The organism is Streptomyces atratus, assembly GCF_014648655.1.
GTDB lineage: Bacteria > Actinomycetota > Actinomycetes > Streptomycetales > Streptomycetaceae > Streptomyces > Streptomyces atratus.
This window is the reverse complement of sequence record NZ_BMRN01000004.1, coordinates 321,427-336,074: the sequence shown is the minus strand read 5'-3', so window position 1 is coordinate 336,074 and position 14,648 is coordinate 321,427. Positions and strand designations below refer to the sequence as shown.

At 69.6% G+C, this 14,648-nt stretch carries 12 protein-coding genes and 9 pseudogenes; 10 read left to right on the top strand and 11 right to left on the bottom strand.

Annotated features, from left to right (window positions below):
- Window positions 1-37: 37 nt before the first annotated feature.
- Window positions 38-1,213, bottom strand: coding sequence for a ribosome small subunit-dependent GTPase A (rsgA, locus tag IEZ15_RS09575; protein ID WP_189275807.1), 1,176 nt, complete (start codon window positions 1,211-1,213; stop codon window positions 38-40).
- A gap of 418 nt (window positions 1,214-1,631) precedes the next feature.
- Between rsgA and IEZ15_RS09570 the strand changes: the two are divergent.
- Window positions 1,632-2,086 (top strand): annotated as a pseudogene (locus tag IEZ15_RS09570) (DUF5949 family protein).
- 160 nt (window positions 2,087-2,246) lie between these two features.
- On the opposite strand, the pseudogene IEZ15_RS09565 reads toward IEZ15_RS09570, so the two are convergent.
- From IEZ15_RS09565 to IEZ15_RS47650, 5 genes and pseudogenes are all read right to left on the bottom strand, one after another.
- Window positions 2,247-2,659: pseudogene (locus IEZ15_RS09565) on the bottom strand (rodlin).
- Between the two features lie 119 nt (window positions 2,660-2,778).
- Complete coding sequence (locus IEZ15_RS09560) at window positions 2,779-2,979, bottom strand: hypothetical protein (RefSeq protein WP_114247398.1); 201 nt, start codon at window positions 2,977-2,979, stop codon at window positions 2,779-2,781.
- Between the two features lie 235 nt (window positions 2,980-3,214).
- A pseudogene (locus tag IEZ15_RS09555) lies at window positions 3,215-3,493 on the bottom strand (rodlin); the annotation flags it as partial.
- Window positions 3,494-3,774: 281 nt separating this feature from the next.
- Entirely contained in the window at window positions 3,775-4,008 is a 234-nt protein-coding gene (locus tag IEZ15_RS09550) for a chaplin (RefSeq protein ID WP_114247397.1), read from the bottom strand.
- A 361-nt stretch (window positions 4,009-4,369) separates the two neighbouring features.
- Window positions 4,370-4,441: pseudogene (locus IEZ15_RS47650) on the bottom strand (rodlin); the annotation flags it as partial.
- A 547-nt stretch (window positions 4,442-4,988) separates the two neighbouring features.
- Between IEZ15_RS47650 and IEZ15_RS46710 the strand changes: the two are divergent.
- Window positions 4,989-5,834, top strand: a complete 846-nt coding sequence (locus IEZ15_RS46710; RefSeq protein ID WP_189275805.1) for a chaplin — start codon at window positions 4,989-4,991, stop codon at window positions 5,832-5,834.
- 265 nt (window positions 5,835-6,099) lie between these two features.
- On the opposite strand, the pseudogene IEZ15_RS09540 reads toward IEZ15_RS46710, so the two are convergent.
- Window positions 6,100-6,330 (bottom strand): annotated as a pseudogene (locus tag IEZ15_RS09540) (ABC transporter permease subunit); the annotation flags it as partial.
- 375 nt (window positions 6,331-6,705) lie between these two features.
- On the opposite strand from IEZ15_RS09540, the gene IEZ15_RS09535 reads away from it, so the two are divergent.
- The 6 genes and pseudogenes from IEZ15_RS09535 (at window position 6,706) to IEZ15_RS09505 (ending at window position 10,236) form a co-directional block, all read left to right on the top strand.
- On the top strand, window positions 6,706-7,182 hold the full coding sequence (locus IEZ15_RS09535; protein ID WP_189275981.1) for a hypothetical protein: 477 nt from the start codon (window positions 6,706-6,708) through the stop codon (window positions 7,180-7,182).
- Window positions 7,183-7,636: 454 nt separating this feature from the next.
- Window positions 7,637-8,196, top strand: a pseudogene (locus IEZ15_RS09525) (transposase family protein); the annotation flags it as partial.
- Window positions 8,187-8,428 (top strand): annotated as a pseudogene (locus IEZ15_RS09520) (acetylxylan esterase); the annotation flags it as partial. The pseudogenes IEZ15_RS09525 and IEZ15_RS09520, both read left to right, overlap by 10 nt.
- 15 nt (window positions 8,429-8,443) lie before the next feature.
- Window positions 8,444-8,644: a hypothetical protein gene (locus IEZ15_RS09515; RefSeq protein ID WP_189275803.1), complete on the top strand. Its 201-nt coding sequence runs from the start codon at window positions 8,444-8,446 to the stop codon at window positions 8,642-8,644.
- A 118-nt stretch (window positions 8,645-8,762) separates the two neighbouring features.
- Complete coding sequence (locus IEZ15_RS44570) at window positions 8,763-9,023, top strand: hypothetical protein (RefSeq protein ID WP_229845813.1); 261 nt, start codon at window positions 8,763-8,765, stop codon at window positions 9,021-9,023.
- A gap of 10 nt (window positions 9,024-9,033) precedes the next feature.
- The gene (locus IEZ15_RS09505; protein ID WP_189275801.1) at window positions 9,034-10,236 is read left to right on the top strand and encodes an FAD-dependent monooxygenase; all 1,203 of its coding nucleotides are present in this window, start codon (window positions 9,034-9,036) and stop codon (window positions 10,234-10,236) included.
- A 20-nt stretch (window positions 10,237-10,256) separates the two neighbouring features.
- On the opposite strand, the gene IEZ15_RS09500 is transcribed toward IEZ15_RS09505, so the two are convergent.
- Window positions 10,257-10,949: an ABC transporter ATP-binding protein gene (locus tag IEZ15_RS09500; RefSeq protein ID WP_189275798.1), complete on the bottom strand. Its 693-nt coding sequence runs from the start codon at window positions 10,947-10,949 to the stop codon at window positions 10,257-10,259.
- Window positions 10,946-12,067 carry an ABC transporter permease gene (locus tag IEZ15_RS09495; RefSeq protein WP_189275797.1) on the bottom strand — a complete coding sequence of 374 codons (1,122 nt, stop codon included), beginning with the start codon at window positions 12,065-12,067 and terminating at the stop codon, window positions 10,946-10,948. Before IEZ15_RS09495 ends, IEZ15_RS09500 begins: the two co-directional genes overlap by 4 nt.
- A gap of 115 nt (window positions 12,068-12,182) precedes the next feature.
- On the opposite strand from IEZ15_RS09495, the gene IEZ15_RS09490 reads away from it, so the two are divergent.
- The gene (locus tag IEZ15_RS09490; protein WP_114247389.1) at window positions 12,183-12,773 is read left to right on the top strand and encodes a TetR/AcrR family transcriptional regulator; all 591 of its coding nucleotides are present in this window, start codon (window positions 12,183-12,185) and stop codon (window positions 12,771-12,773) included.
- Window positions 12,774-12,831: 58 nt separating this feature from the next.
- On the opposite strand, the pseudogene IEZ15_RS09485 reads toward IEZ15_RS09490, so the two are convergent.
- A pseudogene (locus tag IEZ15_RS09485) lies at window positions 12,832-13,014 on the bottom strand (FCD domain-containing protein); the annotation flags it as partial.
- Between the two features lies 1 nt (window position 13,015).
- Here IEZ15_RS09485 and IEZ15_RS09480 point away from each other — a divergent pair.
- A pseudogene (locus tag IEZ15_RS09480) lies at window positions 13,016-13,225 on the top strand (MFS transporter); the annotation flags it as partial.
- A gap of 151 nt (window positions 13,226-13,376) precedes the next feature.
- On the opposite strand, the gene IEZ15_RS09475 reads toward IEZ15_RS09480, so the two are convergent.
- Window positions 13,377-14,606, bottom strand: coding sequence for an acetyl-CoA C-acetyltransferase (locus tag IEZ15_RS09475; protein WP_189275795.1), 1,230 nt, complete (start codon window positions 14,604-14,606; stop codon window positions 13,377-13,379).
- Between the last annotated feature and the right edge of the window lie 42 nt (window positions 14,607-14,648).

Here is a 14,648-nt window from a genome sequence, read left to right as displayed (position 1 = left end):
GCACTGGCGGTATTCGGACGTCGACCAGGGTTGCGGCCTACCGCAGCCGGCCCCGCTTCGCGTCCATGGCCGCCCGGCCCTCGGCTCCTCTGCGCTTCCATTCACGCAGCATTTCGGACCGCACCCGGGCGTCGGTCTTGGCGACGATGCGCTGGTTCTCGCGCAGCAGCTTGCGGAAGCTGTCGAGGCGCCGCTCGGAGAGCGAACCGTCCTCGATCGCGGCGAGTACCGCACAGCCGGGCTCCGACTCATGGGCGCAGTCGTGGAACCGGCACTGCTCGGCCAGCTCCTCGATCTCGGAGAAGACCTGGCCGACGCCGGTCTCCGCGTCCCAGAGCCCGACCCCGCGCAGTCCGGGGGTGTCGATCAGTACGCCCCCGGAGGGCAGGACCAGCAGATTGCGGGTCGTGGTGGTGTGCCGGCCCTTGCCATCGACATCGCGGGCGGCCTGCACCTCCATCACATCGCGGCCGAGGAGGGTGTTGGCGAGGGTCGACTTGCCCGCGCCGGACGCCCCGAGCAGCACGCTCGTCCCGCCCGCGACAATGGCGGCGAACACATCGAGCCCCTCCCCGGTGGCCGAGCTGACGGGCAGCACCTGAACACCGGGCGCGATGGCCTCGATGTCCTGGACGAGGTACGACAGCGTGGCGGTGTCCGGCACCAGATCGGCCTTGGTCAGCACCACGATCGGCTGGGCGGCGCCGTCCGCTGCGGACGCCCCGTCGCGCAGCAGCGCGTCGCCGCTGGAGCTGGACATGGCCAGCGCGAGGAAGCGCTCCACCCGCCCCAGGTCGAGCTCCACGGCGAGCGAGACACAGATGGCGATGTGGTCGACGTTGGTGGCCAGCACCTGCCCCTCGGAACGCTGCGACGACGTCGAACGGACGAAGGCCGTACGCCGCGGCAGCAGCGTCCGTACGAACTGCGGATCGCCGTCGGGGTCGACGGCGACCCAGTCGCCCGTGCAGACGATCCGCATCGGATCACGCGGGACGACGAAGGCGGTGTCGGCCCGGAGCGTGCCGTGCGGGGTGACGACATCGCACTGCCCGCGGTCCACCCGCACCACGCGTCCGGGCAGCAGGCCCTGTCCGGCGTACGGAGCGAACTCGGCGGCCCAGTCGTCGTCCCAGCCGTACGGGGACAGCGGATGCGACGCGGACGAGCCCTGAAGAGAAGAAGCGAAGGACGGAGAAGACGGGAAAGACAAGGGAAACCCTTCAAAGGGTGGCCCCGGCAACGCGCACACAGGCGCGGAGAGTTACGGAAAGGTCAGCCGGCGACCACGGGGGTGGGAACGATGCTCTTCTGGTTGTGGGCAACGCCCACCGCAGCGACAGTCATCAATGTCCTCACCTCCTGGTTCAAGCACGGGGCCGACACCGGCGGTTCTTGTCCGCCGTCCGGAACGCTGCACACGATAGCCTGCGACCGTCGGGGGACGTCAACACATTTGATCCACGGGGTCCGGCAGCCCGGCCCGGGTCACTTCACGACCGTATTCATCGGAGATGTCCGTCGATCTCCCTCGATCAGGTGATACACATGCACAACGACCGGTCCCGGGCCGTCATGGTGCCGAGCACGCCCTCCCCCGGACCGCTACCGTCACGTTCGCACAAGCCCAGTTGGGCACGATCACGCTGATCGGATGGAGCGGCGAACACCCCGATGCCGCCCACGACGTCGCCTTCCCTCTCGTCCGCTCACTGGGCGACGGGACGGACGGTCCGGCCGCCGGTGAGGCCGCCATGCGCGTGGCCTGGACCGCAGTGGACTGCCGGTCGGCGCCGGTCCCGTCCACGCCACCGAGACCCAGGGCCTACCGGTGAAACCGCTTTTCCAGGCCGGCCAGGCAGTCCTGACGCTGCCTCATTTCACTGCGCAGTACCCCGCACCGCCCGAGTGGCTGGCCACGGCCCACGAGCGGGGCGAGGTCCACGCGATGTCCGCCACCCGTCCGTGGCCCCAGGGCGCGCCGGGCCGGCCGGTGAGCGAGGAGCTGCTGCGGTCGTTCGCAGGCGACAAAGAGGTCATCATGACCTCCGCCCACTGCGTCCTTCCGGTACGCAGCCCGGCCTGAGCCGCCCCCGTACGCCGGGTGCCCACCACCCCCCGTGAAGCGGTGGGCGTCATCGTGCGTGGAGCCCCGGGGCTGCCCCCGGATACTGCTCGGTGGTGCCGTACGGCGGAGTGCGGGCGATTGCCGGGCGGATCCCCGAATCGCCCGCACTTCAGGAGCCTCAGCCGTTGTCGACCCCGTTGCCCGAGAGCACCGGGATGTCGTCCACGAGGTGCGACAGCGCCTCGTCACCCTTGGCCCGGCTGGAGATTTCGGCGCACTGCTGGTTCTGCGGCGAGGCCAGGACGTTGGCGTCCTGAACCGCGACCGGCACCGGCACCGCGACGAGCGAACTGGCGTCGGCCTTGAGCGGCAGGCCGACGCAGGTCTTGTTCAGCGTGCCCTGGACGAGCTGGAACTGCGGGCTGCCGTCACCCCGGGTCGCGCTGTTGCCGAACTCGCTCACGGTTTCGTTGCTGTTGACCGACGTGGTCCCCTGGTCATCTCCGATCGCGCTGCCGCCGCGGGGGCCGCGGCGGCAGACAGGCCGACCAAGGACACGACCACTGCTGCGCCGACCGTCATCTTTTTCATCGCGCTTCACCTTTCGGAGTGTCCCGTTGTGGAACGTATTGATCAACCTGTTGCGGAAGCTTCGATTCCGAATTGCCGCTCAAATGGGTTCGATCCGGAGTGAGTTCGACGCCGCGCCCTCACCCGTCGACGTCCTCTTCGGAAATACGGGCCGCAGGAACGCGACTTCCCGCACAAGGCCGATGGGGCTGCGCGGACGGCGCCGGCTCCGGGCCGCCGCGGGCCGCCTGCCATTCGGCGAGCAGCCGGTCGTAGATGGGTGTGACGTCCTGCGCGTGCCGCTGCCGGCCGCTGGGGCGTTGGCTGTCGTACTGGTCCATGAACAGCCCCTACCCGGTGCGAGGGGTGACGTCTGCCGTCACTACGGCAACCGGCCCAGTACGCCCGTCCCTTCGAGGGGTCGGTGGCGCCCCGGACGCCCGGCATGGGGCCGGCGCATCCGGGCCGCCGAAGAACGGCTGTCACGTGGATGTGCCGGCCTCAAGGGTGTTTCACGCACTGGGGGCAGGCGTACTCGAAGCCGCCCGTCACGCTGTCTTCCTCGAGTTCGAGGAATCAGCGACGAGCGACCGGAGCCTCACGGTTCCGGTTGTTGCCGGTACCGCTGCCGGACAGGACCGGAATGCTGCTCAGGATGTGCGACAGAGCCTCATCATCCTTGGCCTGGGTGGAGTTCTCCGCGCACTGCTGGTTCTGCGGCGAGGCCGGCACGTCGACGTCCTGGACCGAGACCGGAACGGCGCCGAGGATCGAACCGGCGTCGGCCTTGGCCGGCAGGGTGATGCAAGGCTTGTTGAGCGAGCTCTGGATGAGCGCGAACCGCGGGCTCCGGTCAACCGGCAACGCACGCAGCGGTCTTCGCGTACTTCACTTTCAGGTTCCCTTCCGCAGCGGCATCCGTTTCGGTCGCATATCCGCGCCGCACAGCCCTTCTTCAGCTGTGCCTTCTGCTGCTTTCGCCCTGGGTGACGATGTGGTTGCGACACGGCAACCGGACAGGCCGCCTTTTCTCCGGGACCACTCGATCGACTACCGGGAACGGGGAAGGCCCCGGCACGCATCGGATGCGTGCCGGGGCCTTCCGGTCATGAGCGTTCGGCTGGGCCGACCGGAGATCAGGTGTTGGCGCAGGGGTTGCCGAAGGCGGGGTTGACCAGACCGATCACGCTCACGGTGTTGCCACAGAGGTTGACCGGAACATGGACCGGAGCCTGAATGACGTTGCCGGACACCACGCCCGGGGAGTTTTCGGCGCCGCCCTCGGCACCTGCGTCGGCGAAGGCGGGCGAGGCAGCACCCATCGCCATCAGGGTTCCGGCGGCGATAGCGGCAACCTTGGTGTACTTCACTTTTTTCCCTTTCTTCGACGGAGTCCGGAGCGGCCACGTCTTTCGTGCCGCACGAGCGCGGTCCTGATCACTCGTAACTCCGCCGCTGCAATTGGTAACGATGTAAGACCGTAGGCGAAACTCTTTGAGAAGAAGATCCCCGAAAAACCGCCCGAATGACGCAGTATCGTTCACTCAATGTCACGGGCGCGATCTTCGGACAATCCGATGTACCGGTACCGGGAAAGGCGCAATCGGGCCCGATCCGCACTGCGGAGGAATACCGACGGTCCGGGCCTGTCATCGCGACTGGATCAGCTGTTGCCGGCACTGTTGCCGAAGGGCACCGGAATGCCGCTCAGGATGTGCGACAGCGGCTCGTCATGACCTGCGTCGCGCCCAGACCGAGGACGGAGGCGGCAACGGCACCCGCAGCCAGAACCTTCTTGATCACGATTAACCCCTCTTGCACCGAATGCCCCGTACCGGAGCCCCCTGCCCAACTCGTGACCGGGCGTTTGGTTCTCTCCATTCACCCGATTGCCGACCCGTACGGACAGCAGTGCGAAGCAACGCCGTGGGGCCGCAGGAGCATTCAGCGGCCCCAGCCCTTCCCCGAGGCATCAACGGCCCGGCGCCATGCAGAACGGCCCGGACGCCATGCAGAATTGAGCACCCGCGCGCGACGAGCGGCGTCAGCGTGAACGTGCACAAGTAATCCTTTCGAGCGGTCACAAAATTCCCACGACCTTTCAAGTTTCCTCAACAATTCCTCCTCGTTATGACTTCTATCAAGCGTGCAGCTTGGGCGTTCACCGAGCAGAAATAGGACTTATCACATGAAGAACGCTTCTTCGTGGTCTCTCCGCCTTTCCGCAATCGCCGCTTGCCGACTCACGTGGGAAGACCCCCGGGGTGGCGTCCCCGGCGCAAGCTGCACCGCCTGACGAATGAATCGCGAGCCTTCTGCTCGCACGGAATGTCCTAAGAAAGGGCAACCAATGCGAAAAGCCTTGAGTAAGAGCGTGCTGGTCATGGCGGCGGCGTCAGGCATTCTGACCGCGGCAGGCGGGTACGCGTTCGCGGACGCGTCGGCCGATGGCTCCGCCAGCGGTTCGCCGGGCGTCGGCTCGGGCAACGCCGTGCAGGTGCCGGTGCACGTTCCCGTCAACGTGTGCGGCAACACGGTCAATGTGGTCGGTCTGCTGAATCCCGCGTTCGGCAATGAGTGCGAGAACAAGGGCGGCGCCGGGAACGGCAACAGCGTTGGGGGTGCGAGCGCCGACGGTGGCGCGACCGACTCCCCCGGTGTGTTGTCCGGAAACCTCATTCAGGCCCCGGTGGACGTCCCGGTCAACGCCTGCGGCAACAGCGTCGACATCGTCGGTGCCCTGAATCCGGCGTTGGGTAACAAGTGCTCAAACGCGAGCGGGCCGGACGTCGAGCCGCCGGTGGTCGAACCTCCCGTCGTCGAGCCGCCGGTGGTCGAACCCCCCGTCGTCGAACCCCCCGTCGTCGAGCCGCCCGTCGTCGAGCCGCCGGTGGTCGAGCCGCCCGTCGTCGAGCCGCCGGTGGTCGAACCTCCCGTCGTCGAACCCCCCGTGGTCACACCCCCGGTAGTCGAACCTCCGGTGGTCACGCCCCCAGTGGTCGAACCCCCCGTGGTCGCACCCCCGGTGGCCACGTCCGTCGTCGGTGAGCCCCTGACCAACAGTGTGCCGGTGACCGACGAGGGGCAGCTGGCCCACACCGGTGCCGCTGATATCGGCGTGGCTGCGGGCACGAGCGCCGCGCTGATGCTCGGTGGCGCGGTACTGATGCGCCGGGTCCGCCGCTCGCAGGGCTGATCCACCAATCAGTCAGCCGCAAGACGAACAGGTCCGGTCGGACAGCCGATGCTGTCCGACCGGACCTGCTGTGCGTACGGAAGTCGACCGGTGGGCCCCGCCGACGGTCCACGCGGTCAGTCGGTACCGAGCGGGTGGAGCGCGGGCCGGTGTGCCCCGGCTCAGACCCGGGAAAGCCCCGCGCGATCCAGGCAGGCCGCGATCGTCTCGGTCTCTGCCGCGTCCAGCCGACGCATTGTTGGCCAGATGGCCGGTGGCGAACATGTCACACCGTCCTGATGCGCGGGTTGACCAGCAGGTAGAGCAGGTCGACGATGACGTTGACCGCAAGGAACGCGATGGCGATGGTCAGTACGGTGCCCTGGACCAGGGCGACATCGCCGCCGGTGACACCTTCGAGGATGAGCTTGCCCATGCCGGGCAGGTCGAACATCGCTTCGATGACGACCGCGCCGCTGAGCATGTAGCCGACCTTGATGCCGAGCCCCACGGCGGGATGATCTTGCGGTGTCTGGTGTGATCACGGCGTCGGAGTCGTCGTCGACGGGCAGCTCATCTTGATAGACCCGATACGGAATGGCGACGGCTTCATCGCCCACGTACACCGAGATGCCGCCCAGGCTCGGGGTCTTCCCTTGGCGCTCGCCGGTGGGGATGCAGAGATCCGGCCGGACGCGTTGCTGGACACCAGAGGTTCGGTTGGTCACCGCCGCGATCGGCCCACACTACGCCCGGTTCCCCCGCGGCGACTGGATCAGGTCCGTTAGACTCCGCCTGTGTCAGGACGCTTGCGAAATACTTCGGACGCCCTTCCCGGCGGTGGGCGGGCCACACTGTGACGAGCGGTGGAATAGCCGAGGCCGAAGGTCCGGTGAATCGTCCGCCGGGCTTTTTCGAGCAGCCGATCTGGACCGGGCTCGGGCTCCTGGTCGTGTGTGCCGGTCCCCTGATCCTGCTGGCCGGTATCGGCGGGTACGTCCCCGACGACGACAGGCTGGGCGTCGTCGTGACCGGCCTCGTCTGGACCCCTCTCACCGTGGTCGTCCTGGTCCTGGCCATCTTCGGCACCGTGCGGGACCAGCGTGTGTGGCGCGACCTGGACACGGCCGGCGTGCGCGTCACGGGCAAGGTCACGTCCGCACAGCGCGTGTGGTGCGGCGAGGACGACCGCTGCACCAGGGTCCGGATGCTGGTCACCGTGCCGGGCCGGCCGCCGTTCACCACGAGCCACCTCGTCGCCGGGGAGGAGATCATCGAAGTCGGGACGGGCATCCCGGTCGACGTGCACCCGACGCGCGACCTCTTCCGCCTGGTCGCCGACCCGTCCACGGGTGGGGCGTCCCGGTAGTCCTCGCCCGCGCCGGACTGCCGGCGCTGGAGCGGCTGATCAGCTTGGACGCCGACCGGATCGACATCGGCCGCCAGGCCGTCACCACGGCCTGGCGACGGACCGGCGCCCGCGTCGTCGACGGCGTCGGTGATCCACCGCCGTCTTCCGTGTCCATGGGTGCCGAACTCCTCACCGATGAACGCGTCGTCGGGACGCTCCTGGCGGATCAAGGAGCGAAGGACGATTTCGATCTCCCGGTCGGCGTCAGTGACTGGGCTCCCATCGCTCCTGGTCCGGGATTCGATGGTTGCGGTCGAGAAGCAGCTACGGGAGATGGCATCGGCCCGGTCGGCCAGGCGGTGAGCAGGTTCCAGGCATGCCGGGTCCGTCACGAGGCTTGCCCCTCCCGCCGGGGTCTGCCGTTGAGGTTCCGGACGGAGCGTGCAGACGCGATGAGATTATCGAGGTGTGACTGCTGATCACGGCGTCGGAGCCGTCCTGGATTTCACCGTTCACCGGACTGAGCCCGCGCTGCTTTGCCAGGTTGGTGGCCGCCCTACGCCGTGAGGGCGTCGACGGGGCCGGACAGGCCGACCGTGGAGCCTCTCGCTTGACGACCGCGACCTGCTGGTCACGGCCTACTGGCGTACGAACTTGACATTGCGTCAGCTCGCCCCGTTGTTCGGTATCTCGAAGTCCGCCGCGGACCGCATAGTCGACCACCTTGGCCCGTTGCTGGCGCTTCAGCCCGGCAAGCGGTTCCGCAGGGGCACCGTGCTCATTGTGGACGGCACTTTGGTGCCCACCCGCGACCACGCTGTGGCCGAGCAGTCCAAGAACTATCGGTACTCCACCAACCATCAGGTCGTCATCGACGCCGACACCCGCCTGGTTGTGGTCGTCGGACGGCCGCTGCCGGGCAACCGCAACGACGGCAAAGCATGGGCGGAATCCGGCGCGAAGGCCGCCGTCGGGCAGACGACCACGATCGCCGACGGCGGCTACCCCGGCACCGGGCTGGTGATGCCGCACTGCTCGCCACCCGCGCCGCCGCTCCCGCGCTGTTCTCGATCGCGATGATGGACGAGGCCTGCCCGCCCTCCACCTGCTTCACGGCCTACAACCACTACGCGGGCCCAAGGACGTACGGGTCTACGAGTTCAACGGCCACCAGGGCGGTGCGGCGTATCAGCAGCGGGAGCAACTCGCCTGGGTGCGTTCCCTGTTCGCCGGTCCGCCGTCGGGGCGGGTCGGACGCTCCTGACCGGAGGCATGTTCCGTGCGCAGACGATCCATGCTTCTTGCCGCCGACGCGGAGGCCCTCCGCGCCCCGCTCGCCGGCCGCGCCTTCGCCGCCGCGGGCATCGATGACGGGCTCCACCCGAACGAGCGGGGCCACCACCGCCTCGCCCCGAAAGTGATCAAGGACCTGCGGGTCTTGGACATCGGCAGCCGGGTCTGCTCGCTGCGCGTCCCGTAGCGTCGCACCGGCTGTACCCCGCGCCCCGCCGACGGTCCCCTCCCGTTCCCCGCGGGGGCGTTCCCCGAATCTCCACCCTTCCCAGAAGCACTACCCCTTCCGAGAAGGGAGATCGTCCATGCAGCGAAAAGTCTCCGTCGCCCTGCTCAGCGCCGCCATGCTGGTGGCCTCCGCGGCCGGCACCGCCCACGGTGCCGCTCCCGCCCCCGGTGAACCGACCTTCCAGGGTCTGACCGTCGACGGGGTGGGGTCGCCCCACTACCGCATCCGTAACACCCGGACGGACCCTCCGGGAGGTGCGCGCGTCACCGTCCCGCCCGTGCCCGGGTGCGACGATGAGGGCGTTCAGCACCTCCCGGAGCGTCAGAGCAGGTGGTAGCACGGTGGCAATGACAGCTTTACGCATCGGGGTGGTCGGCGGCAGCATCGCCGGCTGCGCCATGGCGATCGCCGGCACCCGAGCCGGGGCGGAGGTCACCGTCCACGAGCGCAGCAGCGGCGAGTTGCAGGACCGGGGGTTCGGCATCGTCATCCCGCCGCCGCTGCATCAGGAGCTGGTCGCGGGCGGGTACCTGGGCGCAGACATGCCCACGGCGCCGGTCGCCACCCGCATCTGGCTCACGCGGGCGCCGGGGCGGCACTCGGCACGTGAGCTGGCCCGGCAGTCGAGTCCGGTGACGCCGTGCAACTGGGGCCTGTTGTGGCGGGCGTTGCGCTCGAACATCGGGGAGAGCGCGTATCACCGCGGGCTGCCTGTCGGCTCCGTCGGCCGCACGCACTCCGGCCACGCCCTGATCCGCACCGCGGACGGGGAGCAGGAATACGACATCGTCGTCGGGGCCGACGGGCACCGGTCCGTCACCCGCGAGCTGATCGCACCCGAGGTACGTCCTGCTCCCGCCGGATACCTGGTGTGGCGGGGCACGATTCCGCTGAGCGCGCTACGCGACCATCCCAAGGTACTGGAGCTGCTGAAGACCGCCTGGATCACGCTGGGATTTGCGGGCGGGCACGGTGTGTTCTACCTGATTCCGGGTGCAGATCCGGGATCGCGTCTGCTGGCGTACGCCATCTACGCACCTCCCCCGGTTTCGGCTTCGGTTTCGGCTTCGGTTTCGGCTTCAAAAGTCCCGGTCTCCGCTGCGTATGTGCGGAACATCGCCGATGAGCACTTCCCGGCGGAGTGGGCCGATGTCGTCGCCCGGGGGGAGCACACCTCCCAGGCGCTCCATCCGGTTGCCGACTTCGTAGTGCCCCGGGCGGCCGAACCGCCGTTCCTGCTGGCGGGCGACGCGGCGAGTGTCACCAGGCCGCACACCGCCAGCGGAGCGGTCAAGGCGCTCCAGGACGCGCTGTGTCTGGAGCGGACGCTGCGCGAATCCCCCTCGGCGGCCGCGGCATTGCGCCGGTACGCGCACGAGCGCACCGCCGAGGGGGCCCGACTGGTCGGGCTGGGACGCAGGCTGGGGCGTGCGCTGGTCGAGAACACACCCGACTGGCCGGCGATGGGGCCCGCCGATGTGGACGCGTGGAGCCGTGCCACATTGAACGGCGCCAGAAGTTATCTGTACGGCGGCGTTCATCAGCGCTGACGGGCCCGTCACCGCGCGGCTCAGCGGCCGGACAGCCCGGCCGAAGCTCCGGTTACGCTCAGTTCGGCCATGTCCACGACCCGGTCGGCCGCCTCGGCCACGGCGGGGTCGTGCGTGGCGACGACCGTCACACAGCCGTCCCGGCGGGTGCGCTCGGCGAGCAGTTCGGCCAGTTCGCCGGCCTGCGAACGGTCGACGGCTGCGGTCGGTTCGTCGACCAGCAGGAGTTTCGGAGAGAGGAAGAGCGCACGGGCCAGTGCGACGCGCTGGCGTTCGCCGCCGGAGAGCTGCTCGGGGCGGTGGCGCAGGCGGTGGCCGAGGCCCACCCCGGTCAGGGCCTCTTCGGCGCGGGAACGGTGCGCGCGGGGCCGTTCGCCGCTGATGTACGCGGCGGCCAGGAGCTGCTCGACGGCGGTCAGTCCGGAGAGCAGATTGCCGCTCTGGAACATGTAGCCGATGCGTTCCCGGCGTACTTTGGCGCGCCGGGCGTCGGAGAGTCCGGCGAAGTCCTCGCCGTCCAGCAGGACCTGCCCGGCTGTGGGGCGCAGCAGCGCCCCCGCGACGGCGAGCAGCGTGGATTTGCCGGAGCCCGACGGTCCGACGAGGGCGGTCATACGGCCCGGTTCGAAGGTGACGTCGAGGCCGTCGAAAACGGTGGTACGGGCGTCGGCGTGGCCGAACGCGACGGTGACGCCGGTCAGTTCGAGGCTCATCGGTTGGCTCCCAGCATGGTCAGCGGGTCGGCTGCGGTGACCCGGCGCAGGGTCAGGGCGGTGCCCGCGAGGCCGACGGCCGCGACGGTGCACATGGTGACGGCGAGGGTGGTGGCGGGCAGGCTGAACGGCACTTGTTCACCGACCAGCAGCCCGACCGCTCCGGCCAGTACGGCGCCGGCGACGGTGCCGAGTACGACGACGAGGGCCGCCTGGAGCACGGTGTGGGCGAGCAGTCGACGCCGGGATGCGCCCAGTGCGCGCAGCAGGGCCAGTTCCGGCTGTCGCTGCACGGTCCATACGGCGAAGAAGGCACCGACCACCAGGGGGGCGATCAGGTAGAGGAAGACCTGGATCGAGTTCATGGTGACGCGTTCGCCGGTGTAGCCGGGGGCCGCCTCGTACGCCTTCTCCTTGGTGAGGGTGGTGGTGGAGTGCCGCTCGTCGAGGTCGGCGGTCGACACCTTGGCCGGGGTGCGCAGGGCCAGGGCGCTGAACTGGTCGGGGATCTCGGTGGCGGCGGAGGCCTGGGAGCCCGGGGCGCTGAAGCGAATGCGCTGCCAGGTCCTCAGCGGGACGTAGGCGGCGGGCACATGGCCGTAGCCGGAGCGCTCGGTCAGCCCGATGACGTGCAGCTTGATACCGAGCCGGTCGATGACCAGGGTGTCGCCGACGCGTACGCCCTCGTCGGCGAGTCCGGCGGACATCACGATGCTGTCCGCGGACGCGTCCGCGAGGTCGTCGCCCTGGGTCACGGAGGGGCTGAGGAAGGACTCGGGCTCGACCCCGAACGCGGCGAGGTCGACCTCGGCGCCCCGGTTCGTCGTACCGCGGGTGATGGAGACACCCAGCGGTGTCATGTCGGTGTCCGCGTCCTTGCGCCAGGCAGCGGCGGTTCTTTCGTCGAGGAGGCTTCGGGCGAACTGGTCGGACCGGGCGTCCGAGGAGAAGACGAACTGCGAGGCAGGCAGGCGGCGCAGCGCGGAAATGGTGTCGTCACCCAGACCGGTGGTGAAGCCGGAGACGATGCCGACGAGTGCGGCGACGAGCACCACGACGGAGCCCATGAGCAGAAAGCGCCCTCGGGCGGCGCGCAGCTCCAGCAGAGCGAGGAACACGGCGGTTCCCTTCGATGGATCGATGTTAGGGACGGTGCGTCGCTAACATAGATGATGGGGACGCAGCGTCCCCAAGTGGGGGTCGACAGAGAGCCGGGGCTTCTAGACTGGGCCCGTGCCCAAGATCAGAGCTGCCACGGTCGCCGAGCACCATGCCCAGCAGCGGCTGGCCCTGGTGCGGGCAGCGCGCGAACTGCTGGAGGGCGGCGACGCGGAGGCCGTGACCTTCACCGCGGTCGCCAGAGCCACGGGCCTCGCCCGCAACAGCGTCTACAAATACTTCCCCGGCCGCCCCGAACTGCTCGCCGCCGTCGTCGAGGACGCGATGCCGCGCTGGACGGACGCCATCCAGTCCGGCATGTCGGTGGCCGGCACGCCCGAGGAGAAGATCGCCGCCTATGTGTCGTCCCAGCTGGAGCTGGTGCGCAGCGGGGAGCACCGGATCGCCCAGGCGCTGGCCGGGGTCCGGGACGCGACAGTGGTGCGGGAGAGCGCGGCGCGGGTCCACCGGGAGCTGCTCACCCCGCTGATCGGCGCTCTCACCGAGCTGGGCGAGGAGGACCCGCGGCGCACGGCGCTGCTGCTGCAGGGGATCGTCAACGCCGCCACGACGGCGATCGAGGCGGGCGACGACCATGTGGCGGTGACGGACCGGGCAGTACGGATGGCGGTCACCGCGATCACGGGAGCAGCCGTAGGACGGTGACGGGGACGGGTCGCGCGAACCGTCGGCCGCACCTCCCACCGACGCCCGAGGCGCCCGCCTACGGGGCCGCTACCGGTTGGAGGCGGCCGCGGATGCCGTCGAAGTGGGTGCACATGGCATGCACCGCGCGTTCACCGTCGGCCGCCTCGATCGCCTCGACGATCTCGCGGTGCTGGGCACAGGTGGCCGCGGGGTCCTGATGGCCGTCGTCGAGGTCCTCGCGCACCCGGTCCACGGCCGCCCTGGGTGCGCATCTGGCGTCCGGGACGGATCTGGGGAAGGCGCCGGCCGTGCTGACCTTCGCGGGCACGGTGATCACGGTGCTGCTGGTCGGGTTCGATGTACCGGCCAGGCTGAACCGGCTCACCGATCCGGATGCGGAGCGGAACCATCTCGCGGTGCCGCTGGAGACGGAACGGGACGCGGCCTCGCGCATGACGGCGTCCGGCTGACACAACGGGAATTCCGGGAACGCGGGGCGGACCGGGGCGATGAACACCACCCCGGCCCGCCCCGCGTTCCCGGCTGCTCCACGGACAGAAATGCGTCAGCGACTCCGCCACGCATGCCGGTTTCGCGGACCCTTCGAGTTCATGGCGTTCCTCAGGACGCGATGCGCTCGAAGATCGCGGCGAGGCCCTGTCCGCCGCCGATGCACATGGTCTCCAGGCCGTACCGGGCCTCGCGGCGGTGCAGCTCGCGGGTCAGTGTGGCGAGGATCCGGGCACCTGTGGCGCCGACCGGGTGGCCGAGGGAGACGCCGGATCCGTTGACGTTGATGCGCTGTTCGTGGTCGGTGTCGCCGAGTCCCAACTCGCGGGTGCAGGCGAGCACTTGGGCGGCGAAGGCCTCGTTGATCTCGATCAGGTCGAGGTCGGTGAGGCTGAGTCCGGCGCGGTCGAGGGCGGCCCGGGTCGCCGGAACGGGGCCGATGCCCATGGTCGCGGCGGGCACCCCGGCGCGGGCGAAGGAGACCAGCCGGACCAGCGGGGTGAGGCCGAGCCGTCCGGCGGTGGCCGCGCTGGTCACCAGGCAGGCTGCGGCTGCGTCGTTCTGACCGCTGGCGTTGCCCGCGGTGACGGTCGCCCCGGGGTCGGACTTCGCCATGATCGGGCGCAGCGCGGCAAGCTGTTCGGCGGTGGTGTCGGGGCGGGGGTGTTCGTCGGCGGTGACAAGCGTCTCGCCCTTGCGGGTCCGTACGGTGACGGGGACGGTCTCCGCGTCGTACCGTCCCTCCATCGCGGCCCGGCCGGCGCGCTGCTGCGAGCGCAGGGCGAGGGCGTCCTGGTCGGCGCGGCTGATGCCGTACGCGCGGCGCAGATTCTCGGCTGTCTCGATCATGCCGCCCGGTACGGGGTGGTTGACGCCACCCGCGGTGACCCTGCCGCGGGCCAGCGCGTCGTGGAGCTGGAGGCCGGGGCCCTTGATGCCCCAGCGGCCGTCGTGCGTGTAGTACGGGGCGGCGCTCATCACGTCGACGCCGCCCGCGATGACGACCTCGCTGAAGCCGGCCCGGATCTGCATCGCCGCGTCGAGGACGGCCTGGAGGCCGGAGCCGCAGCGACGGTCGATCTGGGATCCGGTGACGGTCTCGGGCAGTCCGGCGTCGAGGGCCGCGACCCGGCCGATCGCGGGGGCCTCCGCGGACGGGTATGCGTGTCCGAGGATCACCTCGTCGACCGCGGCGGGGTCGATTCCGGTACGGGCCACGACCTCGGCGATGACGCGTGCGGCAAGTGCGGCCGGCGCCTGCTGTGCGAACACTCCGCCGAAACGGCCGATGGGGGTGCGCAGCGGTTCACAGATGACGACATCGAGCTGCTGGTCGGGCACGGCGTGACCTTTCGGTGGCGAGGGGCGTATGCCGCCGACCCT